23 protein-coding genes are annotated in these 24,005 nt (G+C 73.7%); 7 read left to right on the forward strand and 16 right to left on the reverse strand.

Translation table 11 applies throughout. The features are described from left to right. Window positions 1-153 precede the first annotated feature (153 nt). Window positions 154-759: a DNA-3-methyladenine glycosylase I gene (locus tag K7396_RS12725; RefSeq protein ID WP_152104561.1), complete on the reverse strand. Its 606-nt coding sequence runs from the start codon at window positions 757-759 to the stop codon at window positions 154-156. Then, window positions 756-1,205, reverse strand: a complete 450-nt coding sequence (locus tag K7396_RS12730; protein ID WP_152104560.1) for a DivIVA domain-containing protein — start codon at window positions 1,203-1,205, stop codon at window positions 756-758. The genes K7396_RS12725 and K7396_RS12730 overlap by 4 nt, the downstream gene beginning before the upstream one ends. A gap of 92 nt (window positions 1,206-1,297) precedes the next feature. Here K7396_RS12730 and folP point away from each other — a divergent pair, with 92 nt between their 5' ends. Beyond that, a complete protein-coding gene (folP, locus tag K7396_RS12735; protein ID WP_086718627.1) occupies window positions 1,298-2,197 on the forward strand; it encodes a dihydropteroate synthase in 900 nt (299 codons plus the stop codon). A 12-nt stretch (window positions 2,198-2,209) separates the two neighbouring features. Here the strand turns inward: folP and K7396_RS12740 are convergent, their stop codons facing one another. Further along, the gene (locus tag K7396_RS12740) at window positions 2,210-2,959 is read right to left on the reverse strand and encodes an LOG family protein (protein ID WP_086718628.1); all 750 of its coding nucleotides are present in this window, start codon (window positions 2,957-2,959) and stop codon (window positions 2,210-2,212) included. Between the two features lie 121 nt (window positions 2,960-3,080). Next, complete coding sequence (gene dapE, locus K7396_RS12745) at window positions 3,081-4,172, reverse strand: succinyl-diaminopimelate desuccinylase (RefSeq protein WP_086718629.1); 1,092 nt, start codon at window positions 4,170-4,172, stop codon at window positions 3,081-3,083. Here dapE and K7396_RS12750 point away from each other — a divergent pair. Next, on the forward strand, window positions 4,171-5,145 hold the full coding sequence (locus K7396_RS12750; RefSeq protein WP_086718651.1) for a heavy metal transporter: 975 nt from the start codon (window positions 4,171-4,173) through the stop codon (window positions 5,143-5,145). The two genes, dapE and K7396_RS12750, sit on opposite strands and share 2 nt — an antisense overlap. Before the next feature lie 302 nt (window positions 5,146-5,447). Next, window positions 5,448-5,906, forward strand: a complete 459-nt coding sequence (locus tag K7396_RS12755; RefSeq protein ID WP_086718630.1) for an ATP-binding protein — start codon at window positions 5,448-5,450, stop codon at window positions 5,904-5,906. 78 nt (window positions 5,907-5,984) lie between these two features. Here K7396_RS12755 and dapC read toward each other — a convergent pair whose 3' ends face one another. Both dapC and fdxA read right to left on the reverse strand, forming a co-directional pair. Continuing rightward, window positions 5,985-7,118: a succinyldiaminopimelate transaminase gene (gene dapC / locus K7396_RS12760; protein ID WP_086718631.1), complete on the reverse strand. Its 1,134-nt coding sequence runs from the start codon at window positions 7,116-7,118 to the stop codon at window positions 5,985-5,987. A gap of 182 nt (window positions 7,119-7,300) precedes the next feature. Beyond that, window positions 7,301-7,621 carry a ferredoxin gene (fdxA, locus tag K7396_RS12765; protein WP_018089397.1) on the reverse strand — a complete coding sequence of 107 codons (321 nt, stop codon included), beginning with the start codon at window positions 7,619-7,621 and terminating at the stop codon, window positions 7,301-7,303. A gap of 140 nt (window positions 7,622-7,761) precedes the next feature. On the opposite strand from fdxA, the gene K7396_RS12770 reads away from it, so the two are divergent. Continuing rightward, window positions 7,762-8,808, forward strand: a complete 1,047-nt coding sequence (locus tag K7396_RS12770) for a GNAT family N-acetyltransferase (protein WP_086718632.1) — start codon at window positions 7,762-7,764, stop codon at window positions 8,806-8,808. 17 nt (window positions 8,809-8,825) lie between these two features. After that, window positions 8,826-9,692 (forward strand): transglutaminase family protein, encoded by an 867-nt coding sequence (locus K7396_RS12775; protein ID WP_086718633.1) that lies wholly within the window; start codon window positions 8,826-8,828, stop codon window positions 9,690-9,692. Here K7396_RS12775 and K7396_RS12780 read toward each other — a convergent pair. The 9 genes from K7396_RS12780 to K7396_RS12820 all read right to left on the reverse strand — a co-directional run bounded on the left by K7396_RS12780 (window position 9,659) and on the right by K7396_RS12820 (window position 18,909). Further along, window positions 9,659-10,786 (reverse strand): PP2C family protein-serine/threonine phosphatase, encoded by a 1,128-nt coding sequence (locus K7396_RS12780; RefSeq protein ID WP_086718634.1) that lies wholly within the window; start codon window positions 10,784-10,786, stop codon window positions 9,659-9,661. The two genes, K7396_RS12775 and K7396_RS12780, sit on opposite strands and share 34 nt — an antisense overlap. An 89-nt stretch (window positions 10,787-10,875) precedes the next feature. Beyond that, window positions 10,876-11,481: a response regulator transcription factor gene (locus K7396_RS12785; RefSeq protein WP_086718635.1), complete on the reverse strand. Its 606-nt coding sequence runs from the start codon at window positions 11,479-11,481 to the stop codon at window positions 10,876-10,878. A 67-nt stretch (window positions 11,482-11,548) separates the two neighbouring features. Beyond that, the gene (locus K7396_RS12790) at window positions 11,549-12,793 is read right to left on the reverse strand and encodes a sensor histidine kinase (RefSeq protein WP_223659901.1); all 1,245 of its coding nucleotides are present in this window, start codon (window positions 12,791-12,793) and stop codon (window positions 11,549-11,551) included. Between the two features lie 10 nt (window positions 12,794-12,803). After that, window positions 12,804-13,541, reverse strand: coding sequence for an ABC transporter permease (locus tag K7396_RS12795; RefSeq protein WP_086718636.1), 738 nt, complete (start codon window positions 13,539-13,541; stop codon window positions 12,804-12,806). Continuing rightward, window positions 13,538-14,509 carry an ABC transporter ATP-binding protein gene (locus tag K7396_RS12800; RefSeq protein WP_167392775.1) on the reverse strand — a complete coding sequence of 324 codons (972 nt, stop codon included), beginning with the start codon at window positions 14,507-14,509 and terminating at the stop codon, window positions 13,538-13,540. The genes K7396_RS12795 and K7396_RS12800 overlap by 4 nt, the downstream gene beginning before the upstream one ends. A 161-nt stretch (window positions 14,510-14,670) precedes the next feature. Then, a complete protein-coding gene (locus K7396_RS12805; RefSeq protein WP_174886907.1) occupies window positions 14,671-16,857 on the reverse strand; it encodes a hypothetical protein in 2,187 nt (728 codons plus the stop codon). Between the two features lie 215 nt (window positions 16,858-17,072). Next, a complete protein-coding gene (locus K7396_RS12810; RefSeq protein WP_086718638.1) occupies window positions 17,073-17,621 on the reverse strand; it encodes a DUF6113 family protein in 549 nt (182 codons plus the stop codon). Further along, window positions 17,618-18,604, reverse strand: coding sequence for an N-acetyl-1-D-myo-inositol-2-amino-2-deoxy-alpha-D-glucopyranoside deacetylase (gene mshB, locus K7396_RS12815; protein ID WP_086718639.1), 987 nt, complete (start codon window positions 18,602-18,604; stop codon window positions 17,618-17,620). The genes K7396_RS12810 and mshB overlap by 4 nt, the downstream gene beginning before the upstream one ends. A 110-nt stretch (window positions 18,605-18,714) precedes the next feature. Beyond that, complete coding sequence (locus K7396_RS12820) at window positions 18,715-18,909, reverse strand: hypothetical protein (RefSeq protein ID WP_086718640.1); 195 nt, start codon at window positions 18,907-18,909, stop codon at window positions 18,715-18,717. A gap of 231 nt (window positions 18,910-19,140) precedes the next feature. Here K7396_RS12820 and K7396_RS12825 point away from each other — a divergent pair, with 231 nt between their 5' ends. Next, window positions 19,141-21,330, forward strand: a complete 2,190-nt coding sequence (locus K7396_RS12825) for a prolyl oligopeptidase family serine peptidase (protein WP_086718641.1) — start codon at window positions 19,141-19,143, stop codon at window positions 21,328-21,330. A 25-nt stretch (window positions 21,331-21,355) separates the two neighbouring features. Here the strand turns inward: K7396_RS12825 and K7396_RS12830 are convergent, their stop codons facing one another. Next, a complete protein-coding gene (locus tag K7396_RS12830) occupies window positions 21,356-22,480 on the reverse strand; it encodes a hypothetical protein (protein WP_086718654.1) in 1,125 nt (374 codons plus the stop codon). A 484-nt stretch (window positions 22,481-22,964) separates the two neighbouring features. On the opposite strand from K7396_RS12830, the gene K7396_RS12835 reads away from it, so the two are divergent. Beyond that, window positions 22,965-24,005 carry an ABC transporter permease gene (locus K7396_RS12835; protein ID WP_086718642.1) on the forward strand — a complete coding sequence of 347 codons (1,041 nt, stop codon included), beginning with the start codon at window positions 22,965-22,967 and terminating at the stop codon, window positions 24,003-24,005.

The raw sequence follows: 24,005 nt of genomic DNA on the forward strand, positions 1-24,005 counted from the left end.
AGCAGCCGCCCCGCCGCGTCCGGGCCGGGCTCCCGGTCGGGCCGGACGCTCCGGACCGCCGCCCGGCCGGGGCGGCCCGCCCGGCTCCCGGCTCCCGGCTCCCGGCTCCCGGCTCCCGGCTCCCGGCTCCCGGCGGGCAGCGTCCCGCCCGGTTCAGCCCGCCGCCGCCTCCACCGCCTGACGGACGTGGCAGTCCGCCAGGTGGTCGTTGACCAGGCCGCATGCCTGCATCATCGCGTAGGCGGTGGTCGGGCCGACGAAGCGGAAGCCGCGCTTCTTGAGGTCCTTGGCGAGCGCCGTCGACTCCGGGGTCACCGGCTGCAGATCGTTCACGGTGCGCGGCACCGGGCGGCCGGCCCGGTCGGGGGCGTAGGACCAGATCAGACCGTCGAGCTCCCCCGGGGCCAGCTCGGCGGCGATCCTGGCGTTGTTGATCGTCGCGGCGATCTTGAGGCGGTTGCGGATGATGCCGGTGTCGGCGAGCAGCCGCTCGGCGTCCGCGTCGGTGAAGCGCGCCACCTCGGCGATCCGGAAGCCGGCGAACGCGGCGCGGAAGCCGGGCCGTCGCCGCAGGATCGTGATCCAGGACAGCCCGGACTGGAACGCCTCCAGGCTCATCCGCTCGAAGAGGGCGTCGTCGCCGTGGACCGGCCGGCCCCATTCGGTGTCGTGGTAGGCGCGGTAGTCGGCCATCCGCTCCGATTCCATCCCCCACGGGCAGCGCGGGACGCCGTCGGGCTCCGTCACCACGCCGCTCATGCCGGGTCCCCGCCTTCGGGAGCGCGACCGGGAGCCCCGGAGGTCCCGGGGGCCTCCTGCGGACCGGGTCCGTCCTCGGGCCGTGCTTCCTCGACCGGCCCGAGCACGGGCGGGCCGTCCTGTATCAGCCCCGGGCCGCCCATGGCGGAGGCGTGCGCACCGGCGAGCGCCGCCTCCAGTTCGGCGATCCGGGCGTCCCGCTCGGCCAGCTCGGCGCCGAGGCGGTCCAGGACGTCGTCGACCTCGTTCATCCGGTAGCCACGGACGGTCACCGGGAACCGGACGGTCTCCACGTCGGCGCGGGCCACCGGGCGGTCCTCCGGCAGCGGGTCGTACAGCCGGTCGGGCTCGGCGTCCCGCAGCCCGCCGCCGTCACCGCCGCCGACGACCACGAGGGTGACGGCGGCCACCACCACGACCATCGCGATCAGCAAGAACCAGAACACGACCAACTCCCCGGACTATGTGCCTGCACTGATCGTGCCATGCGGGTGTGACAGTTAGGGTCGCTCCCGGACCATGGAGAGGGAGAGCGGGAATGCTGCGGCTGGGGAATCGCGAGTTCGGGGCGCACGAGCCGGTGATCATGGCGATCGTCAACAGGACGCCGGACTCGTTCTACGACCAGGGCGCCACGTTCCGTGACGAGCCCGCGCTGGCCCGTGTGGAGCGGGCGGTGGCCGAGGGCGCCGCGATCATCGACATCGGCGGGGTGAAGGCCGGGCCCGGCGAAGAGGTGAGCGCCGAGGAGGAGGCCCGCCGCACGGTCGGGTTCGTGGCCGAGGTCCGCAAGCGCTTCCCCGACGTGGTGATCAGCGTCGACACCTGGCGGCACGAGGTCGGCGAGGCGGTGTGCGAGGCGGGCGCGGACCTGCTCAACGACGCCTGGGGCGGGGCCGATCCGCGGCTCGCCGAGGTCGCGGCGCGCCACGGCGTGGGCCTGGTGTGCACGCACGCGGGCGGCGCCGAACCGCGCACCCGCCCGCACCGGGTGACGTACGACGACGTGGTGGCGGACGTCCTGCGGGTGACGCTCGGCCTGGCGGAGCGGGCCGTGGAGCTGGGCGTCCGGCGCGACGCGATCATGATCGATCCGGGGCACGACTTCGGGAAGAGCACCCGGCACAGCCTGGAGGCGACCCGCAGGCTGGACGAGATGGCGAAGGCCGTTCCCTCGGATCTCGGCTACGCCGGGGCCGGGGACAGCCCGTTTCCGGTGCTGGTCTCGCTGTCCAACAAGGACTTCGTCGGCGAGACCCTCGACCGGCCGGTCAAGGAGCGGCTGCTGGGCACCCTCGCGACCACCGCGGTCTCGGCCTGGCTGGGCGCCCGGGTCTACCGCGTCCACGAGGTCGCCGAGACCCGGCAGGTGCTGGACATGGTGGCCTCGATCGCCGGCCACCGGCCCCCGGCGGTCGCCCGCCGGGGGCTGGCCTGAGGGGGCCGGCCCTCAGATCCCGACCTCCTTGGTGACCAGCGTGATCGCCTCGTCCACGTCGTCGCTGAGGTGGAAGAGCTCCAGGTCGTGCATCGACGCCTTGCCCTCGGCGACGAGGGTGTCGCGCAGCCAGTCGACCAGTCCGCTCCAGTAGGACGTGCCGAACAGCACGATCGGGAAGCGGGTGACCTTGCGGGTCTGGACGAGGGTGAGCGCCTCGAAGAGCTCGTCGAGGGTGCCGAGCCCGCCGGGGAGCACCACGAACCCGCGGGCGTACTTCACAAAACACGTCTTGCGGACGAAGAAGTAGCGGAAGTCGACACCGAGGTTCACGTACGCGTTCATGCCCTGCTCGAAGGGCAGCTCGATGCCCAGCCCGACGGAGGTGCCACCGGCCTCGTTGGCGCCCTTGTTGACGGCCTCCATCGCGCCGGGGCCGCCACCGGTGATCACCGCGAATCCGGCGTCGACCAGGGCCCGGCCGATCCGTACACCGGCGTCGTACTCCTTGGAGTCGCGCGGGGTACGGGCCGAGCCGAAGACGCTGACGGCCGGGCCCAGCTCGGCCAGCGCGCCGAAGCCCTCGACGAACTCCGACTGGATGCGCATCACGCGCCAGGGGTCGGTGTGCACCCACTCGGAGGGGCCTTCGGAGTCCAGCAGGCGCTGGTCCGTGGTGCCGGTCCGCACCTGGTCCTGGCGGCGCAGTACGGGACCCAGCCGCTGCTCCTCCGGGACCGGTGCTCCCTCGGGACTGGCCATGTCGTGCTCCCTCCGCTGGCAGATCGTGTGCCGTTTCAGCGTAGATCCGCGGACGTGAAGCGCAGGGGAATTCGGCGCGGAGGCGTGCGGTCCCCCCGGTGCGGCCGGGGGGACGGGGCGCTCAGGCGGTCAGCCAGGCGCGCAGCCGCTCCTCGCAGTGGAGGATGCGGTCGACCTCGACCCGTTCGTCCTTCTTGTGGGCGAGCAGCGAGTAGCCCGGGCCGTAGTTGACGGCCGGGACGCCCAGGGCGCTGAAGCGGGAGACGTCGGTCCAGCCGAACTTGGGCATCGCGCTGCCGCCGACGGCCTCCATGAAGGCCCGGGCCGCCGGGTGGGACAGGCCGGGCAGCGCGCCCGGGGAGTGGTCGTCGACGACGAACTCGTCCACGGGGCAGTCCGCGAAGACCTCGCGGACGTGGGCCAGCGCCTCGTCGGGCGTCCGGTCCGGCGCGTAGCGGAAGTTCACGGTGACCGTGCAGGCGTCGGGGATGACGTTGTTGGCGACGCCGCCCTCGACGCGCACGGCGTTGAGGCCCTCGCGGTATTCGAGGCCGTCGATGACCGGGCGGCGGGGCTCGTAGGCGGCGAGCTTCGCCAGGATCGGGGCGGCGTCGTGGATCGCGTTGGCGCCCATCCAGCCGCGGGCGGAGTGGGCGCGCTCGCCGGTGGTGCGCAGCAGGACCCGCAGGGTGCCCTGGCAGCCGCCCTCGACCTGGCCGTCGGACGGCTCCAGGAGGACGGCGAAGTCACCGGCGAGCCAGTCGGGGTGGGCGTCGGCGACGTGGCCGAGCCCGTTGAGGTGCGCCGCGACCTCTTCCTGGTCGTAGAAGACGAAGGTCAGGTCGCGGTTGGGCGCCGGGACCGTGGCGGCCATCCGCAGCTGGACGGCGACACCGGACTTCATGTCGCAGGTGCCGCAGCCCCACAGGACGCCGTTCTCGTCCAGCCGCGAGGGGACGTTGCCGGCGATCGGCACGGTGTCGAGGTGTCCGGCGAGCACCACCCGCTCGTCGCGGCCCAGGTCGGTGCGGGCCACGACGTTGTTGCCGTGGCGGTCGACGGTCAGGTGCGGCAGGGCGCGCAGCGCCTGCTCGACGGCGTCGGCGAGGTCCTTCTCGTCGCCGCTCTCGGAGGGGAAGTCGACGAGCTGCGCGGTGAGCGCGGCGGCGTCGAGCGACAGGTCGAGGGCGGGGTGGTCTGTGCGGCGCTCCATGGATCCGACCCTATCGGCAGCACTCCAGTACGGTGGGCCCGTGTCCGTCCCGTCCTCGGTTCCCGTCCGCCGCAGCCGCCTGTGGCGCGTCTCCGCTGCCGTCTGCGTGCTGATCGGCCTGGCCGGCTACCTCCTCGTGCAGTACATCACCGCCGGCCCGGGAGCTCCCCGCTGCACGGTGCGCGGCGAGGGCGACGCCAAGCCCTACGAGCTGTCGCCCGAGCAGGCCGCGAACGCCGCGACGATCGCTGCCGTGGGGTCCTCGCGCGGGCTGCCGGAGCGGGCCGTGACCATCGCGCTGGCGACCGCGATGCAGGAGTCGGGGCTGCGCAACATCGACTTCGGCGACCGGGATTCGGTCGGGCTCTTCCAGCAGCGGCCCTCGCAGGACTGGGGCACCGTGCAGAAGATCATGGATCCGGTGTACTCGGCCGGGGAGTTCTACCGGCATCTGGCGAACGTGCCCGGCTACTCCCGGCTGCCGCTGACCGTCGCCGCGCAGCGGGTGCAGCACAGCGGCTATCCGCAGGCCTACGCCAAGCACGAGGCGGACGCCGCCCAGTTGACCGGGGCGCTCACGGGCCGCGACCGGGGCGCGATGACCTGCAACGAGAGCCGCCCGGTGGACAGCACGGCGGGCGGCGCCGCGAAGGTGCGGGAGAAGCTGCGGCGGGAGTTCGGTCCGGGGGTGCTGCCGCGGGCGGGCGTCGCCGGCGGCAGCGGCGCGGGCGACGGGCGCGGCGTGACGATACCGGTGCGGGCGGCCGGTTCGATGGCGGCGGCGGGCGATTCCCAGCGGCGCGGCTGGGAGCTGGCGACATGGGCGATGGCGCACTCCGCCGAGCTGCACATCGAACAGATCTCTTACGCCGGCCGGACGTGGACCGCCGCCGATTCGGGGAAGGGCTGGCAGGAACGGCCCGCCGCCTCCGCGTCCGCCGCGCGCGACGTCCGCCTCGTCACCGGGCAGTAGTCCGCCCGTTCCCCCGAAAGGGGTGCCGTCGCCAATTCGCGGGCGACGCAGGGGAGTTGGCCGGAGGGCATGCACAGGCGACGCCAATTCCCTTACGGACAAAGGGCTGTGACGTTTCCGCGCCTCCTCGGGCCGCGTGCATATCGCCCTTCTTTAGCCAGGCCCGATTATGTGACGCGTTACCAACTCTTTACCGGAGTTCACCGCAACCTTCGGGGTTCTGACGCGGTAGTCAATGCGTCCGCCAGGCGGACATGGCACATCTGTCAGAAGTACGAGTCCTTCTCCGTAAAAGGAGCACCATGTCCCTCCCCGTTACGCGTCGGATCGCCCGAGCCGCCCTGCTCGTCGCAGCGGGTGCCGCTCCCGTGGTCGCCGCGGCCGGTTCCGCGAGCGCCGCGGAACTGCCCGCCAAGACACTCGGCGGGCTGACGGCGCCCCTGGACTCCCAGAACACCAGCCGGACCCTCGACCACACCGCGCGCCACGGCGTCGGCCTGCTGAACGCGGCCGGCAGCAAGGCGGCGACGAAGCTCGCCCCGGCGCTGGTGGAGACCGCGGGTCCGGTCGTGAAGAAGGCCATGCCGCTCACCCAGGGCACCGCCGACAAGGCCGAGACCGTGGTCCGTCCGCTGGCCAAGAACGGTGTCTCGACCAACTCGCTGCCGCTGGACGTCGCCAAGGGCCTGGTCGGCTCGCACCAGGGCCTGCTGGCGCCGGCGCAGGGCCTGCTCGGCGGCCTGCCGCTCGGCGGCCGCTGACCGGAGCGCGGCCCGTACGACGCGAAGGGGCCCGGGGAGTTCGCACTCCCCGGGCCCCTTCGCGTGGCCGGTCGCGGCTCACTCCGCCAGTCGGCGCACCGCCGCGGCCACCCGCTCGTCGGTGGCGGTGAAGGCGATCCGTACGAACCGCTCCCCCGCGGTGCCGTAGAAGTCGCCGGGGGCGACGAGGATGCCGCGCTTCGCGAGGTCGCCGACGGTGTCCCAGCAGGGCTCGTCGCGGGTCGCCCAGAGGTAGAGCGACGCCTCGCTGTGCTCGATGCGGAAGCCCGCGGCCTCGAAGGCGCCGCGCAGCGCGGCGCGGCGGCGGGCGTAGCGCTCGCGCTGCTCGGCGACGTGGGCGGTGTCGCCCAGCGCCGCGACGGTGGCGGCCTGCACGGGCGCCGCGATCATCATCCCGCCGTGCTTGCGGATCTGCAGCAGGTCGCCGAGGACCGCGGCGTCGCCGACGAGGAAGGCGGAGCGGTAGCCGGCGAGGTTGGAGCGCTTGGAGAGGGAGTGGACGGCGACGAGGCCGTCGTGGGAGCCGCCGCAGACGTCCGGGTGCAGCACGGAGACCGGGTCGGCCTCCCAGCCCAGCTCCAGGTAGCACTCGTCGCTGACGACCAGCACGTCGTGCTCGCGCGCCCAGGCGACGGCGCGGCGCAGCTCGTCGGCGCCGAGCACCCGGCCGGTCGGGTTGGACGGGGAGTTCAGCCAGAGCAGCTTGAGGCCGGTGGGGTCCAGCTCCCAGGGCTCGTCGTAGACGACCGGCTCGGCGCCGGCCAGGCGGGCGCCGACCTCGTACGTCGGGTAGGCCAGGCGGGGGTAGGCGACCTTGTCCCCGGCGCCCAGGCCCAGCTGGGTCGGCAGCCAGGCCACCAGTTCCTTGGAGCCGACGACGGGCAGCACGTTGGTGTGCCGCAGACCGCGGGCGCCGAGGCGGTCGGCGGCCCAGCCGGTGAGCGCGTCGCGCAGCGCGGGGGTGCCCCACACCGTCGGGTAGCCGGGGCTGTCGGCCGCGTCGGTCAGCGCCTGCCGGACCAGCGCGGGGACCGGGTCGACGGGGGTGCCGACGGACAGGTCGACGATGCCGTCGGCGTGTGCGGCGGCGGTGGCCTTGTACGGCTCCAGCCGGTCCCAGGGGAAGTCCGGGAGGCGGTCGCGGAGCGACGCGCGGGGGGAGACGGGCTGGGAGGACGGTGCTGCGCCCACGGTGCTCTCTTTCTCGGTGGTGCCGGGCGCCGGCGCGGAAACGCGCCGGTCCCGTACGGCGAGCTGGCCGTACGGGACCGGGCGGCGCCGTGCGACCTCCCCCAGCTCGCGCTGGGAGTGCCCCCGACGTCATCGGAGGCGAGAGGGAGCGTGCGGGCTGCTCCCTCCTGGGCCTCGCGTCGTTACTGGTTCTGCGGCGGCAGCGCCGCGATGAAGGGGTGGTCGCGCTCGATCAGGCCGAGCTTGCTGGCGCCACCGGGCGAGCCGAGCTCGTCGAAGAACTCCACATTCGCCTTGTAGTAGTCCTTCCACTCCTCCGGGGTGTCGTCCTCGTAGAAGATCGCCTCGACCGGGCAGACCGGCTCACAGGCACCACAGTCGACGCATTCGTCCGGGTGGATGTACAAGGACCGGGAGCCCTCGTAGATGCAGTCGACCGGGCACTCCTCGATGCACGCCTTGTCCTTGACGTCGACACAAGGCTGCGCGATGACGTAGGTCACGCTGTCGTTCCTCCTCGGTAGGGCCGGCGGACCGATTGGCAGTACCGCCGCTGGGCGCGCGGGAGCGCGGCGTCGTCGATGCCCGCCATCTAGTATCTCCGTTCCCGGGCGCGAGACGAACAAGAGGGGCGGTTTGAGCGATGGAATTCCTGGCCGGCGGCCGTGCGGAAGTCCGCATCACCCGTGCTGACGTGGGCAAAAGGGTATCCGTCCGCCGCTTGACCGGGGGCGGAGAGGGGCAGCCCGCGTTCAGTGACGCGGTCGGGGTGCTCACATCCTGGGACGCGGGTGTGCTGAGCATCACACGGCGCGACGGTGCCTGCGTCAGGATCGAGGAGTCCGCGCTCGTGGCGGCGAAGGTCGTCCCCGCCGCACCGGCCCGCAGAAAGGGGCCGTCGGCCACCGTCCGGGAACTCCAGCAGGTCGCCGCCCGCGGCTGGCCGGCCGTCGAGACGGAGTCTCTCGGGGAGTGGACGCTGCGGGCCTCGGGGGGATTCACCCGCCGCGCCAACTCCGTGCTGCCGCTCGGTGACCCCGGCGTTCCCCTGGACGCCGCGCTGGAGCGGATCGGCCGATGGTACGCGGCGCGCGGGCTGCCGGCGGTGATCGCGGTCGCCACCGGTCGGGCCGGCGCCGACGAGGAGCTGGCCGCGGCGCTGGCGGAGCGCGGCTGGGCCGATGAGGCGCACACCCGGGTCCGGATCGCGGGACTGGCGCCGCTGGCCGACACCCCCGCCGCACCTGCCGGGGACGCCGCCACCCGTGTGACGCTGTCCCGGGATCCGGACGCCGGCTGGCTGGCGCTGTACAACCGGACCGGCGGGGACGCCCCGGGCGGCGAGGCCGCGCCGAGCGCCCTGCGGGTGCTGACCGGCGGGCCCTCGGTGTGGTTCGCGGCGGCGCACGACGCGGACGGCGGCACGGCGGCGATCGGGCGGCTGGTCGTCGACGGGCGCTGGGCGGGCTTCGCCGCGGTCGAGGTCGCGCCGCACGCCCGGCGCCGCAAGCTGGCCACGCGGGTCATGGCGGCGCTCGCCGAGCGGGCCCTGTCGGAGGGCGCCTCGGCCGCGTATCTGCAGGTCGAGGCGGACAACGCGGACGCCCTCGCGTTCTACGACCGGCTCGGCTTCACCGACCACCACGGCTACCACTACCGGCGTTCCCTGCCGGGCGGCGGCCGGCACTGAGGCGGGGTCCCGCAGCCATGGCCCACGAACCCCGGCCCGAGCCGGAGCCGGACGACGCCCGCTTCGCACGGCGGCAGCGGTTCGCCGACGCCGCCCGCGCCGAGCGGCCCGACCTGGCCCTGCTGTGCCTGCTGATCGGCGCCGAGGCCGATCCCGCGCTGGACGAGGCGGGCGAGGACGCGGCCCAGATCGAGCTGGACCGGCTGGCCGGGATGCTCCCCTACTCCCCGTCCGGCGGCCCCGGCGCCTGGGCCCGCAACCTCGCCGAGCTGCTCGGCACCCGGTGCGGCTTCCGCGGCTCCCCCGGGGACTACCGGCGGCTGGAGTCCTCACTGCTGCACGAGGTGCTGCGGCGGCGCCGCGGCCTGCCGATCCTGCTGTCGGTGGTGTGGATGGAGGTGGCGCGGCGGGCCGGCGCGCCCGTCTACGGGGTGGCCCTGCCCGGTCACTTCGTCGTCGGCTTCGGCGATCCGGCCGGCGCGCACGTCCTGGCCGATCCGTTCGCCGGCGGGCGGCTGCTCAGCGAGGAGGACGCGGGGATGCTGGTCGCGGGCGCGACCGGGGAGCCGCTCAGCGAGCGGATGATGACGCCCGCCGACCCGCTGGAGATCGTGCTGCGGATGCTCAACAACATCCGGGCCTGGGCGCAGGCCCGCCCGGAGCACAGCGCGGTGCAGCTGTGGGCACTGGAGCTGTCGCTGCTGCTGCCGAGCCATCCGGCCCGGCTGCGCCACGAGCGGGCCCAACTCCTCGTCCAGCGGGGCGAGTTCCTGGCCGGAGCGGCCGAGCTGGAGGAGTACGCCCGGGTGGTGGAGGCCGTCGAGCCGGCCGGTGCGACGGCGATACGGCGTCAGGCCGCCGCGGCGCGCGCCATGCTCAACTGAGCGGCGGCCGGGCTGCGGCGGACGACCAGTACGGTCGCGTCGTCCTTGAGCTCGCCGTGGGTGAAGCTCTCCAGGTCGGCGCGGAGGGTGCGGGTCAGCTCGGGAGGTTCCAGGTCCGTCCACCCGGCGAGCCGTTCGGCCAGCGGGTAGAACTCGCCGTCCGCGCCGCGCGCCTCGGTCACGCCGTCCGTGCACAGCACCAGCCAGTCGTCGGGCTCGGGGTGGACCCGGACGCCGCGGCGGGGCTCGCCGCTGAGCATGCCCAGGCCCAGGGGCAGTCCGCCCTCGCCGTCCTTGCGCTCGTAGACCTTGCCGTCGCGCACCAGGTAGTACGGGATGTGGCCGCAGGACAGCACCCGGCCCTGCGGCAGGCCGGCCGGATCGCGCACCTCCATCAGCAGCGCCGTGACGAAGCGCTCGTCGGTGCCCTGCTGGACCGATCGGGCGTTGTAGCGGGCCAGCGCCTGTTCCATGCGCTCGGCCACCGACTCCAGCGAGTCCAGGTGCTGTGCCGCCTCCCGGAACGACGCCAGCACCTCCAGGCCCGCCCCGATCGCCGGCATGCCCTTGCCCTGCACGTCGCCGATCATCAGCCGCAGCCCGTGCGGGGTCTCGATGGCCTCGTAGATGTCGCCGCCGACCCGGGCCCCCTCCTGGGCCGAGACGTAGAAGCCGTACGCCTCGACGTCGCCCGCGCTGAGCGGCAGCTCGCGCAGCATCGCCCGCTGCACCGTGTCGGCCACCATGCGGGTCCGGGCGTGCAGCGCCTCGCGCTGCAGGCGGGTGCGGCACAGCATCAGGGAGAAGACGGCCACCAGGACCACGCCGAAGATGCCGACGACCCGGCTGGCCGGGGCCCAGTCGGGCACCGTGTAGATGTCGACGTAGGTCAGGCAGGCGACGAAGACGGCCGAGACCACGGCCGTCACCCGGAACGAGCAGCGCAGCGCGGCGTACAGCGGGGCGATGCCCAGGAAGGCCGAGATGTGCAGCTCGGGGCTGGTCGTGGCGTCCAGGTACGCGACGAGGAGGATCGCGAGGATCAGCAGCGCGGGAGCGAGACGCTCGCTCTCCGTCCGGCGGTCGGCAGGCATAACACTTCAAGAGTGCGCGACACCGCCCGGCGGCGCACAGGGACCAAGGTCCCCCGGGGCCGCGGCGCGGGGCCCGGTGCGGGCCCGCCCTAGAGCCAGCCCTTGTCGCGGGCCGTGCGGACCGCCTCGGCGCGGTTGCGGGCGCCCGTCTTCTGGATGGCGGTGGAGAGGTAGTTGCGGACCGTGCCCTGGGACAGGTGCAGGGCCTCGGCGATCTCGGCGTTGGTGGCGCCGTCGGCGGCCGTGAGCAGCACCTCCCGTTCGCGCTCGGTCAGCGGGCTGGCGCCGTCGGCCAGCGCGGCGGCCGCCAGCACCGGGTCGATGACGCGCTCGCCGCGCAGGACGCGCCGCACCGCCTCGGCGAGCCGGGCCGCCGGGGCGTCCTTGACCAGGAAGGCGTCCGCGCCGCACTCCATCGCGCGGCGCAGGTAGCCGGGGCGGCCGAAGGTGGTGAGGATGACGACCTTCACGCCGGGCAGCGCGTCGCGCAGCGCGGCCGCGGCGTCCAGTCCGCTGAGGCCGGGCATCTCGATGTCCAGGAGCGCGACGTCCACGGCGTGCGCCTTCGCCGCCGCGAGGACCTCGTCGCCGCGCGCCGCCTGTGCCACGACCTCCAGGTCGTCCTCCAGCGACAGCAGCGCGGCCAGCGCCTCCCGGACCATCGACTGGTCCTCGGCCAGCAGCACTCTGATCATGCGGGTCAGCTTAAGCCGTACGGGGCAGGCGGGGGCCGGGCTGTGGACGGCTGGCCGGATCGTGCGCCTACACCGGGTCGTTGACGACCCCGGGGGACAGCTCCGGGGCGGCCGCGGAGCCCGCCGGGGCCGCGCCCAGGGGGACGTGGGCGCGCAGGGCGAAGCCGTGGCCGCGCGGGGCGGGGCCGGTCTCCAGGCGGCCGCCGGCCAGGGCGAGGCGTTCGCGCAGGCCGCCGAGGCCGTTGCCGTCGTGCTGGGCGCGGGGCGGGCCCGACCCGTCATCGAGCACCGTCAGGCACAGGTAGCGGCGCTCGTCGGCCTCCCACTCCTCGGTGAGCAGCAGCTCGCAGTGGCGGGCGCCGCTGTGCCGGACGACGTTGGTGACGGCCTCCCGCAGCGCCCAGGCCAGCGCGCCCTCCTCGTCGGCCGCGAGCCCGCGGTGCTCGCCGCCCTCCAGGGCGGGGTCGGCGCTGATCCGTATGCCTGCCGTGCCCAGGGCGGCCCGCGCCCCGGCGAGTTCGACGGCGAGCCGGGGCCTGCGGTAGCCGGTGACCGCCTCGCGCACATCGACCAGCGCCTGTCTGCTGACCCGCTCGATGTCGGCGACCTGCACGGCGGCGTCGGCCGGGCGGTCGGGCAGCATCCGGCCGGCCAGCTCGCTCTTGAGCGTGATCAGGGAGAGGGAGTGGCCGAGGAGGTCGTGCAGATCGCGGGCGAGGCGCAGCCGCTCGTCGTTGGCGGCGAGGCGGGCGACCTCCTGGCGGGCGGCACGCAGCTCCATGGTCGTGTGGATCAGGTGCTGCACCCCGACCATCATGAAGCCGCTGCCCAGCGCGGGCAGGCCGTAGGCGAAGAAGTAGTAGCTGCGGATCTCCGGATAGCGCGCCCCGACGACGAGCAGCGCCGCGGTCACCAGCGGGATGGCCCAGCGGGACCGCCGCCAGGGCAGCACCACGCCCGCGCCCACGCTGGTGAAGATGAACAGCACCAGCCAGGGGTAGTCCAGCGTCCAGGACAGGACGGCGGACAGCACCAGCATCAGGGCCAGGGCGCCGTACATCAGCCGGCCCTTGGTCTTCCGCCACATGTGGCGGAAGACCAGGACGAAGTAGCAGACCACGAAGAGCGCGAGCCCCAGGCCGCCCCAGGTCCGCTCGGCGGCGGAGGCGCCGGCCCGCAGCAGCTGGCCGACCGGGCCGGCCAGGTACAGCAGCCAGATGCCGACCCACATCGTCTTGCCGAGCGCCTGGCGGCGGGTGCGGGGTGCCTGCCCGATCATCATGGGGCCGGCGGCCCTGGGCTCGCTCGTCATCTCCGGTGCCTCACGCCTTCCGGGTGTCCTTGCGGTAGAGCCAGGCCGCGCCTCCGGCGAAGACCAGCAGGTACCCCGCCAGTATGGCCATGTCCTTCACATGGGGCGCCTCCCCGGCCTCGACGGCGGTGCCCAGCGCGGTGTAGGCGTGGGTCGGCAGCCACTCGGCGATGTCCTGCACCCACTGCGGCAGGATCGTCAGCGGCATCCACAGGCCGCCGAGGAACGCCAGGCCGAAGTAGACCAGCATGGAGATCGGGCGGACCGCGTCCCCGGTGGCCAGATAGCCGATGGCGACGCCCAGGGCGGCGAAGACGAAGCTGCCGAGCCAGGTGCCGGCGGCGATGGCGATCCACTGCCACGCCTCCAGCCGGACGCCCTTGACCGCCGCGGCGACGAGCAGGACGAGCACGATCGACGGCAGGCTGACGGTCGCGGCCGCCGCGATCTTCGCGGCGACGTAGCCGCGGCCGGGCAGGGCCGTCAGCCGCAGCTGCCGCACCCAGCCCTTCTCCCGCTCCTTGGCGATGCGCTCGCTGTTGCCCAGCAGCACGGCGGTCATGGCGCCGAACGCCGCCATGGACACCATGAAGTAGAGCGCCATGTCGAGCTTCATCCCGACGATGGGCTTGCTGTCCGCGCCGCCGGCGATGAGGAGGTACAGCGCCGGCGGGTAGATCACCGAGAAGAACATGAACTTCTTGTTGCGCAGTGCGCGGATGATCTCCAGCTTGATGAGAGTGGTCATCGGGTCGCCTCCTCGGCGGTGGCGGGGGCCGCGTCGGAGGCGGTGGTCAGGGCGATGAAGGCCTGCTCCAGGCCGAGGCCGGAGACTTCGAGGTGGTGCGGGTAGAGGCCGAGGCCGTAGAGGGCGTGGACGGTGGCGTCGGCGTCGTGCGACTGGAGGCGGACCGTGCGCCCGGAGACCTCCAGCGAGGTCAGGGACGGCAGGGCGGTGAGCGCCTCGCGGTCGATCGGCCCGTCCAGCTCGAAGGCGACCCGGCGGGCGCCGGCCCTGGCCTTGATCTCGGCGGCGGTGCCGTCGGCCAGCACCCGGCCGCGGTGCAGCACGATCACCCGGTCGGCGATCTCGTCGGCCTCTTCGAGGTAGTGGGTGGCGAACAGGACCGTACGGCCCTCCTGGGCCTGCCGGCGCATCGCGCCCCAGAAGGTCTGGCGGGCGGAGACGTCCATCCCGGTGGTCGGCTCGTCCAGCACGATCAGGTCGCCCGCGCCGGCCGTGGCGAGCGCGAAGCGGACCCGCTGTTCCTGGCCGCCGGAGAGCTTGTCGACCATGCGGTCGGCGATGTCGGTGATGCCGGCGGTCGCCATGATCTGGTCGAGCGGATAGCCGCGCGGGTGCAGATCGCGGGCGAGCCGGACCAGTTCCTTGACCTTCACGCCCTCCATCAGGCCGCCGCTCTGCAGCATCGCGCCGACCCTGCCCTGCTCGATGGCGCGCTGCGGCGTCGTGCCGAACAGGGTGACGCTGCCGGAGTCGGCGCCGCGCAGGCCGAGGAGCAGGTCGAGGGTCGAGGACTTGCCCGCGCCGTTCGGGCCGAGGAGGGCGACGGTCTCGCCGGGGTACAGCTCCAGGTCCAGGTCGGCCACCGCGCGCACCGCGCCGTAGCTCTTGCTGACCTGCCGGAAGCTGACCACGGGCGCCCGCTCCGCACCCTGCGCGGGGGTGGCCGTGGTGGTCGCTGTGGTCGTCATGTCCCTCAGCTTCCGGCATCCGCGGCGCGCGCGGCAGTGTCGGCTGTACGCACTGTGCCATGACATCTGTCATGGGGGAGGCCCCCTGGGGGGCTTCTCGGGGTGCTCCGAGAAGACGCCCTGCGGGGGCCTCTCACCTGCTGTTTCGTGCCGTGCGGCGGTCAGTTGCCGTTCGTGGCGATGGTCTGGACCCGCTCGGCCGGGGTGGTGCCGAGCAGCGCCCTGCCGACCGCGCTCGCCACCTCCTCGACGCTGACCGGATGCTTGGACCCGTCGCCCTTGGTCACCATGACGCCGTTGAAGGTGTCGCCGTAGAGCGCCTTGAGGGCCGGCCGGTCGTAGTACGGCACCAGGCCGCCGTCCACGATCTTGAACGACAGGAACTTCGGGATGGACTTCTGCGGGCTGAAGGAGACCGTGTGCGCCGCGTCCGTACGGACCGTCACCAGACCGGACATCGCGGGCTCGGCGAACTGCTTGAGCGCCTTGTTCACCGCGGCCTTGCCGACCTGCGGCTGCTGGGTGCTCGCGGCCAGCACCACGGGCGCGTCGCTGCCGGTCGTGGCGCGGGTGCGGTAGGCGTCGGTGACCTTCTTCTTGGACGCCTGCACGTCGATGGCCTTGTGGGGCACGCCGTAGTGGGGCACCGCCTTGCCGTTCTCGAAGGTGATCCCGCCGTCCTTGGCGGCACTCGCGGCCCCCGCGGCGTTCTCCAGCGCGATCTGCAGCTTCTCGTCGTCGACGACCACCGCGGGCTCCGCCGGACGCGTCCCGCCGAACAGCGAGCCGATGACGGAGACCGGGTTGTAGTCCCGGCCGGCCGCCTTGCGGACCGTCGCCTGCGGATCGATGTCCAGGCCGGCCTTGCCGGGCTCCAGGGTCGTGGCCCGGCCGTCGACGGTGAGCTTGAGCGGCGTGGCGCGGCGGCCCTTGAGCGCCGCCTCCAGCTTCTTGACGGCGTCTTCCTTGGTGGTGCCGCCGATGTCGACGCCCAGCGCGGTGGTGCCGTTGGGCACGTCGGCGTGGTCGAGCAGCAGACCGGCACCGTAGGCGACACCGGCCAGGACCACGACGCCCACACCCAGGAGAACGAGCTTGTTGCGGCCCTTCTTGGGCGGGTTGATCGGCTCGGGGATCTTGGGCCGCGGCTTCGGGGCGGCCGCCTCGCCGCCCTCGCCGGGGGCCGCCGCGAACGGCGACGGAGCGGACGGGCCCTCGGTCCCGGGGACCTTCGGGATGCCGCTGACCAGCGTGTCACCTGACACCCGGTCCCGGCCGCCGCCCTGGGCGCCCCGCGCACCGCCCTTGCCCTTCGGGCCGCCGGGCGCCGCGCCCTTCGGGCCACCGGGCAGTCCGCCGGTCACCCCGCCGGCGCCGAGGCCGCTGCCCGGCCCGGCCAGCGGCGCGGGCGGCTGCGGGGTGAGTTCCGCGGTGTCGTCGATCCGGGGCGCACCGCCTGCGCCGGGGTCGCTGAACCCGGGCGGGAGGTTGAGCGCGGAGTTGCCGCGCGCGGGTCCGGTCGTGGGGCCGTTCGGGCCGCCCGCCGGCGAGTCGAACGGGGTGTGGTCCCGGGCGGGGCCGGAGGGGCCGTCGAACGGCGAACCGCCGGACGCCGCCCCGTCGAACGGCGAGGCGCCGCCGCGCGGGCCCTCCTCGTAGGGCGAGGCGCCGCGCGGACCGCTGTCGAACGGCGAGGCGCCGCCCTTGCCCTGGGGCTCGCCGCCCTGCCGGGCGCCGCCGTCGAACGGCGACGCGCCGTCCTGCGGGGCCGGGCTGTCGGAGAAGTACGGCAGGTCGGGGCGCTGCGGCGGCTTGGCACCGGACGGGGCCCCCGGCGGGGTCGCACCGCCCGGGGCGGGCGGCACGGCGTGGGAGCCGGTCGAGGACTGCCCGCCGGATCCGGCCTGCGTCTTGCGCGGGGCGAACCAGTCACTGGTCTTCTCGCCCTGGGCGGGCCGGCCGGCCGCGGGGGCCTCGTCCGCCGGGGCCTCGGGCCGGGGGGTGTTCGCCGTGCGCTCCGCGTTCCGCTCGCTGTTGCGGGCGGGGCGGGGCGTACCGCGGGAACCGGCGGAGCCGCCCGATGCGGCCGATCCGTTCATGCCGGACTCCTCACCGACGGGCTTGCGCACGACGACCGGCGGGATGGGGCGCGACCCCGGAATGTTGATCTTGATCCGCGTCGTCAGCGTGGTCTCGGTTTTGGGCTCCTCCGGCTGGGCCGCGGCACCGGGCGCCGGCGCCTCGTCGGCATCTCCCCTGGGCGAGCCGTACGGCGGCGTCCCCGACGGGTACGCGGCTCCGCCACGGCCCTGGGGGCCGGAGGACGAACTGTCAGATTCACGACTCAAAGCAGGTTCTCCCGGTTGGCTCCGCCGCTCGTCAGAGATGTTCCCCGGCCACAGGCCGGGGGGTGCCCCCAGGGCGGCGCGACGGCGCGCACCACCATACTGGCCGCCGCGGGCGGACACCCGGGGAGCGTACGAACACCGCCGCCACGGGCGAACCCCCCGTGGCGGGTCCGTTCACCCCGCCCCCTGCGGCATCCGTCCGGGTTTGGCCCACGTCATCCGCCAACTCGGCCGTGCCGGACGCCCGTAGCGCGCATCTGGGCGGCGGTGGCGCAGATCACAGCGACCAGGATCCCGCCCAGGAGGAAGATGTACGAACCGACGCCCGCGCCGAAGAGGAAGTCGCCTTCCGGCCGGACGTTGCTGAGCAGCGCGAACACCGTCACCAGCCAGGCCGCGCCGGGCACCAGCACGCCCGCGGAGGTGCCGGTCGCCCGGACACCCCCGTAGAAGAGGCCGCCGACCCCGGCCAGCGCCAGCACCAACCCGCCGGGGAACCAGGCCGCTTGCACCAGCGTTCCGGCGCAGGCGACCAGGACGCCCGCGAGCAGAAGAAGCACATACAGGGCGATCCGACCCGGCGTCAGCGGCGCGGTCAGCGCGGCACCGGCCGGTGGCGCCACCCGCGCGGCCGGCCGCGCACCGGACGTCCCGCCCGCGCCGGCCCGGGACCGCTGCCCCTTGCCGGCGGCCGGGCCGCCCTTGCCGGAGTTCTCCCGGCCGTTTCCCTCGGCGGCGCTTCCGCCGCCCTTCGCCGTACTCATTCCGCCGCCTCCTCGAACCGCGCACTCTCCCTCATACCCGCCATGTCGTCCCATCCCGCGAAAAGGTCGTCCTCGCGTGCGCCGTCCGCGGCACCCGGGCTCCCGTGCACCAGCCGATAGTGCTCCGTGCCGAACAGCGGCTGGCCCAGGTCGTTGGAGAGCGCGAAGAACGGCCCGTCGACCGCGATCTGGGTGTGGTGCGCCCGCATCGCCGCGGTCTTCGCCGCCGTGTGCGCGGGCTCACCGGTGAGCGAGGCCGTGACCTCGGAGTCCGGCACCACCCCCGGCACGTCGTCAACGGCGGCGATCCCGGGGAAGCCGTGTCCGGCCGCGCGCAGCCGGGCGAAGCCTTCTTCGACCTCGGAGCGGGGGTTGCAGTTCCAGTAGATCTTCCCGATCGTGTGCGCGCCGCCCAGCTCGGGCCGGAAGTCCGCCCGCGCGGCCAGCTCGGCGCCGCGCATGGCCACCCGGTGGGCCTGGATGTGATCGGGGTGGCCGTAGCCGCCGTCCGGGTCGTAGGTGACCAGGACCTGTGGCCGGACCTCGCGGATCACGGCGACCAGATGGCCGGCCGCCTCGTCGAGCGGGGCCTGCCAGAACGCGTCGGGGCGCTCGTTCTGGGGCGCGCCCATCATCCCGGAGTCCCGGTAGCGGCCGGGGCCGCCGAGGAAGCGGTGGTCCGTGACGCCCAGGGCCGCCATCGCCGCGGCCAGCTCGCCGACGCGGTACTCGCCGAGCGTGTCGTCGCGGTCCGGCGCCAGGTGGGCGAGATCGGGCGGGATGACCTCGCCCTCCTCGCCGCGGGTGCAGGTCACGAGGGTGACCCGCGCGCCCTCGGCCGCGTACTTGGCCATGGTCACGCCGTTGTTGATCGACTCGTCGTCGGGGTGCGCGTGCACCAGCAGCAGCCGGCGGGAGGCGGCCGGGCGCGAGGCGCCGCCCTCACGGGGGGCCGGCCGGGTACGGGCGGGCTGATCGCTCATACGGACAGCCTACGAGCCGTCCGGCCCGCCTTCCGCAGGCCGTCCCGGCAGTCCGCCGTGCGCCCGGCCCGAGGGCGGACGCACGGCGGAGGGGACCGGCCGGGGCCGGGTCAGAACTTGATGTTGCCGAGCATGCCGGCGACGTTCGTCGTCAGTTGCTTGATCGTCGGAGCGATGGACGAGCTGGCCAGATAGAAGCCCAGCAGCATGCACACCAAGGCATGCGGCGTCTTCAGTCCGGACTTCTTGACAAGCAAGAAGACGATGATCGCCAGCAGCACCACCGCCGAAATCGAGAGTGCCACGGCGGCTCACCTCCAAGTACTCACGTTCCGAACAGAGTTGATGGTGTCCGGACCGCTTCCGCGGACCCGTGCACCGGGTATGCCAAGGGCTCTTTACCCCGTACCCACGGCACCCAAGGGATCATAACTTTCCGTCCTAGCGCATAAGTCGGAGCACGGAAGCAGAGCGGGGGCGCACACGATCTTCACGAGCGCGACCGCGGTGAGCCGGTCCCCCTTTAGGCTCGCCCCATGACCGGACAGCCTTCGTTCCCGCGGCAGTACGCCCGTACGCAGCGCTTCACCCTGGGCACACCGCGCGGCTACGCCCTCTCCCCCGACGGCGCGCGTGTCGTCTTCCTCCGATCCCGTTCGGGCACCGATCGCAGCCAGCAGTTGTGGGTGCTCGACCTGGAAACGGGGCGGGAGTTCACGGCCGCCGATCCGCAGGCCCTGCTGGCCGGAGCGGAGGAGGACCTTCCGCCGCAGGAGCGGGCCCGCCGCGAGCGCAGCCGGGAGAGCTCGGCGGGCATCGTCGGCTACGCGACGGACGCCGCCGTGGAGTTGGCCGCGTTCACCCTCTCCGGCCGGCTGTTCGTCTGCGAACTCCGGGCCGGCACCACCCGCGAACTCCCGGTCGAGGGGCCGGTCGTGGACCCCCGGCCGTCACCGGACGGGCGGCATGTCGCCTTTGTGTCCGAGGGCCGGCTGCGGGTGGTCGCGGTGGACGGCACCACGACCTCGGACGGCGGCGACGGCGGCCCCGCGGGCGACGGGCCGGCGGACCGGGTGCTGGCGGAGCCCGACGGGCCCGAGGTGACCTGGGGCCTCGCGGAGTTCATCGCGGCCGAGGAGATGGGCCGCTACCGGGGCTTTTGGTGGTCCCCGGACAGCGACGCGGTGCTGGCGGCGCGGGTCGACGAGGCGCCGGTGCAGCGCTGGTGGATCTCCGACCCCGCGCATCCGGAGCGCGAGCCGGTCCGGGTCGCGTACCCGGCGGCGGGCACCCGCAACGCCGAGGTCACGCTGACCCTGTTCGGCCTGGACGGCGCGCGCACGGACGTCACCTGGGACACCGGGCGCTACCCCTACCTCGCGCGCGTCCACTGGTCCGCGGCCGGGCCGCCGCTGCTGCTCGTCCAGGCTCGTGACCAGCGCGACCAGCGCTATCTGACCGTCGACACCGCGACCGGCGCGACCAGGACGGTGCACGAGGAGGAGGACGAGGCGTGGGTCGAGCCCTTCCCCGGGGCACCGGCCTGGACGCCGGACGGGCGGCTGGTGCGGATCTCCGACGAGGGCGGCGCCCGCCGGCTGTTCGTCGGCGACCGCCCGCTGACCGGCGCTCCGCTGCACGTCCGGGCCGTCCTGGACATCGGCGAGGACGATGTCCTCTTCTCCGCGAGCGGCCCCGACATGCACGACATCGGCGTCTACCGCGCCTGGTTCCGCGGCAGCGGCGACCAGGGCGGCTGGGAGCGGGTGGGCGGGCGTGCGTACCCGACGGTGTCCTCCGCGGTGCGCGGCGGCGCGGTCACCGTGCTGTCGCAGACGTCGCTGGAGCGGCCCGGCACCCGGGTGGAGGTGGTGCGGCTGGATCCCGACGGCGGGGAGAAGACCCTCGCCGCCATCGGCTCCTGCGCCGAGGAGCCGGTGCTGACCGCCCGGCCCCGGCTCGTCCTGGCCGGGGAACGCGAGATCCCGTGTGCGGTGCTGCTGCCCGGTGACTATCAGGAGGGCGACGGTCCGCTGCCGGTGCTGATGGACCCGTACGGCGGTCCGCACGGCCAGCGGGTGGTCGCCGCGCACCACGCCCATCTGACCTCGCAGTGGTTCGCCGACCAGGGGTTCGCGGTGATCGTCGCGGACGGCCGGGGCACCCCGGGCCGCTCCCCCGCGTGGGAGAAGGCGATGTTCCGCGACCTCGCGGACGTCGCCCTCGACGACCAGGTCCACGCCCTCCAGGCGCTGGCCGGATCCTTTCCCCTCGACATGGAGCGGGTGGCGATCCGCGGCTGGTCGTTCGGCGGCTACCTCGCGGGCCTCGCGGCGCTGCGCCGCCCCGACGTCTTCCACGCGGCGGTGGTCGGCGCGCCGGTGACCGACCTGCGCCTGTACGACACCCACTACCAGGAGCGCTACCTCGGGCACCCGGACGAGGAGCCGGCGGTCTACGCGGCGAACTCGCTGATCACGGACGAGGGGCTGTCCGGGGCGGTGGAGCCGCACCGCCCGATGCTGGTCGTGCACGGCCTCGCGGACGACAACGTGGTGGTGGCCCACTCGCTGCGGCTGTCCTCGGCGCTGCTGGCCGCCGGCCGCCGGCACGAGGTGCTGCCGCTGTCCGGGGTGACGCACATGGCGTCGCAGGAGCAGGTGGCCGAAAACCTCCTGCTGCTCCAGGTCGACTTCCTCAAGCGGTCGTTGGGGATGCGCCCCTGAGGCGGCAGCACTCAGCGGGGCCGTCTCACCAGCCGGGCGGGAGTCTGGACGGCGGGGGCGGGGCGTGCGGCGGCCGCGCCTCGCCCGGGGCGGAGCCGTACGCCAGCACACCGTCCCCGCCCGGGGCGGCCTCCGGTACGCCGGGCCGGGCCGTCACGCAGAGCACGACCAGGCCGGCGGCCGCCAGGAACGCCGCGGTGCCCGCCTCCAGCTGGGCCCGCAGGGGCAGCGCCCCCAGACGGCCCAACTCCCCGGTGCGGGCGGCGAAGACCAGCGCCGTGGCCCCGTGCACCAGCAGCAGGGCCGCGGCGGTCATCGCCGCGGGCCGGGACCAGGGCGCGCGCCGCAGGACGGCGGCCGCGGCCCCCAGGGCCAGCAGCGCGAGCGCGGCCGCCTGCCAGTGCACCGGGGGCTGCAGCAGGGCGCGGAAGACGGACGCGTCCCCGAGCAGGCCCTTGCGGTAGACGTCCGTGTCGAGCTGCCGCTGCCCGTGGATCTCCCAGCCGGCCACGGCGAGTCCGGCGGCGCCCAGGAGGACACCGGCCGTGCCGGCCGCGCCCCGGTGCGGCCGGCCGGGCCGTTCGGGTCCCGGCCCGTGGGACACCGCGTGGACCACGCCGTACGCCGAGGACGCCCCCGCCGGCAGCCCGCGCACCCGGTGCCCCGGGTGCCGGCCCGTCCCGCCACCCGGCCGCCGGCCCCATGCGACCACCACGACCAGGGCGAGGGCCAGGGCGAGCTGGGTGAGGGCGGTCAGCCGGGCCCGCGTGGTGAGACCGCTGTCCAGTCCCTGGAGCCAGCCCGCGCCCAGCATCCACACCAGCGGGAGGCGCAACAGCGCGGTGGCGGCCGCCAGCGAGACGAAGGCGCCCGCTGCCACGGACGGGGCGACGGCACCGCGCACCGCGGCGACGGCGACGACGAGCGCGCCGAGCACCAGCAGCGGGTCGAGCGCCGAGGTGGCCCAGGCGGTGAACTCCCGTGGTCTGCGCGCCTCTCCGAGCCAGGTCCACCACACGTCCGCGCCGTGCTCGGCGACGGTCAGGTCCCGGATGATCCAGCCCGCGGTGAGCAGGGCGAGCAGCAGGCAGACGAGCGCGCCGAGGCCGCGCGCGCCGCGGGTGAGAACGCCGTCCCGCGCTGTGGACACGGCCAGCCCCCCGTCCGTGTCGTTGTAGCGGGTGGTCCCTGGCACCCCCTGGAGGCGGTGCCTACCGCAGGTCTACTCCAGACCCGGCGCGGGGACAACAGACCACCCGAGAGCGGCGGACGAAATGTCCGTAACGCGGCAACCGGCCGGAACGCCGTCTGGCGTTCCGGCCGGTCTACGGCACCCGCACGGCCGTACGTTGTTCATCATGGCGCGTCCGTATATCGGTGTTGCGACAGTGAAGTTGCCTTCATGTTAAAGACGTTCGTGCTGATATGTCCCCCATGCCGCATATCGCGCCCACCTGTCAAGCACGCCATGGCGACAACTTGCGCAATCTTCGCTCAAGAAGTAGACGACCTGTTCACGAGCACCCCCGATCCTATTGACTCCGCCATAAATCACTTGCGAAAGTCCGCTCATCCAGCGGTGCAATCGGTGCCGCTTCACGTTCCAAGAGAACTCGGCGCGGGGGCACTTCGCGATGACCAGTCCGTCCCAGACCGCGGGGACCACGACCGACACTCCAGGTCCTGGCCCTGAAGGACTCAGCTCGAAGAAGAGCGGCAAGAGGGGCAAAAACGATCCGCTGCAGGGGCGTTCGCCCAGCCAGCTGATGTGGGCGCGCTTCAAGCGCGACCGGATCGGCGTGATCAGCGCCGGGGTCGTGATCTTCTTCTTCCTGATCGGCCTGCTCGCACCGCTCATCTCCAAGATCTACGGCAAGGACCCGTACACCCGTTACGGGCAGATCACCCCGGGGCTCCTGGTCAACCAGTACCCGGCCGGGCCCAACGGCGGTATCTCCGGGGACTTCTGGTTCGGCATCGAACCCGGCCTGGGCCGCGACGTCTTCATGCAGCTGCTCTACGGCATCCGCAACACGCTGGGCCTCGCGGTGGCCATCACCCTGGTCTCGGTGCTCACCGCGGTCCTGCTGGGCGTGGCCGCCGGCTACTTCGGCGGGCGCACCGACTACTTCCTCGGCCGGTTCATCGACCTGCTGATGGCCTTCCCCCAGCAGCTCTTCTTCGTGGCCTTCGTGCCCGTCGTGGGGGCCATCTTCGTGGCTCCCGAGGACGAGATGCCTGAGTGGCTACGCGCGTCGATCATCATCCTGGTCATGTGGTTCCTGGGCTGGATGAGCCTGGCCCGGCTGCTCCGCGGCCAGACGCTGTCGCTGCGCGAGCGGGAGTTCGTCGAGGCCGCCAAGGTCAGCGGCGCCTCTCCGTCGCGGATCATCCGGCGCGAGCTGGTGCCCAACGTGATGACGCCGATCCTGGTGCAGACGACCTACATGCTGCCGAACTTCGTGACCTCCATCGCGGGGCTCTCGTTCCTCGGCGTCGGCCTCGTCGAGCCCACGCCCGACTGGGGCCGGATGTTCGCCAACGCGGCGGACTACTACCGCAACGACATCACGTACTTGTTCTTCCCCGGCCTCGCGATGGTCATCTTCATCGTCGCGTTCAACCTGCTCGGGGACTCGGTCCGGGACGCCTTCGACCCGAAGAGGGCTCGGTGA

Origin of the sequence: Streptomyces angustmyceticus, from assembly GCF_019933235.1 — a bacterium.
In the GTDB taxonomy this organism is placed as follows: Bacteria; Actinomycetota; Actinomycetes; order Streptomycetales; family Streptomycetaceae; genus Streptomyces; species Streptomyces angustmyceticus.

Coding starts and splice junctions, on each gene's coding strand:
- K7396_RS12725 (WP_152104561.1), bottom strand. CDS start 759: ATGAGCGGCGTGGTGACGGAGCCCGACGGCGTCCCGCGCTGCCCGTGG.
- folP (WP_086718627.1), top strand. CDS start 1,298: ATGCTGCGGCTGGGGAATCGCGAGTTCGGGGCGCACGAGCCGGTGATC.
- K7396_RS12740 (WP_086718628.1), bottom strand. CDS start 2,959: ATGGCCAGTCCCGAGGGAGCACCGGTCCCGGAGGAGCAGCGGCTGGGT.
- K7396_RS12750 (WP_086718651.1), top strand. CDS start 4,171: ATGGATCCGACCCTATCGGCAGCACTCCAGTACGGTGGGCCCGTGTCC.
- dapE (WP_086718629.1), bottom strand. CDS start 4,172: ATGGAGCGCCGCACAGACCACCCCGCCCTCGACCTGTCGCTCGACGCC.
- K7396_RS12755 (WP_086718630.1), top strand. CDS start 5,448: ATGTCCCTCCCCGTTACGCGTCGGATCGCCCGAGCCGCCCTGCTCGTC.
- K7396_RS12770 (WP_086718632.1), top strand. CDS start 7,762: ATGGAATTCCTGGCCGGCGGCCGTGCGGAAGTCCGCATCACCCGTGCT.
- K7396_RS12775 (WP_086718633.1), top strand. CDS start 8,826: ATGGCCCACGAACCCCGGCCCGAGCCGGAGCCGGACGACGCCCGCTTC.
- K7396_RS12780 (WP_086718634.1), bottom strand. CDS start 10,786: ATGCCTGCCGACCGCCGGACGGAGAGCGAGCGTCTCGCTCCCGCGCTG.
- K7396_RS12785 (WP_086718635.1), bottom strand. CDS start 11,481: ATGATCAGAGTGCTGCTGGCCGAGGACCAGTCGATGGTCCGGGAGGCG.
- K7396_RS12790 (WP_223659901.1), bottom strand. CDS start 12,793: ATGACGAGCGAGCCCAGGGCCGCCGGCCCCATGATGATCGGGCAGGCA.
- K7396_RS12795 (WP_086718636.1), bottom strand. CDS start 13,541: ATGACCACTCTCATCAAGCTGGAGATCATCCGCGCACTGCGCAACAAG.
- K7396_RS12800 (WP_167392775.1), bottom strand. CDS start 14,509: ATGACGACCACAGCGACCACCACGGCCACCCCCGCGCAGGGTGCGGAG.
- K7396_RS12810 (WP_086718638.1), bottom strand. CDS start 17,621: ATGAGTACGGCGAAGGGCGGCGGAAGCGCCGCCGAGGGAAACGGCCGG.
- mshB (WP_086718639.1), bottom strand. CDS start 18,604: ATGAGCGATCAGCCCGCCCGTACCCGGCCGGCCCCCCGTGAGGGCGGC.
- K7396_RS12825 (WP_086718641.1), top strand. CDS start 19,141: ATGACCGGACAGCCTTCGTTCCCGCGGCAGTACGCCCGTACGCAGCGC.
- K7396_RS12835 (WP_086718642.1), top strand. CDS start 22,965: ATGACCAGTCCGTCCCAGACCGCGGGGACCACGACCGACACTCCAGGT.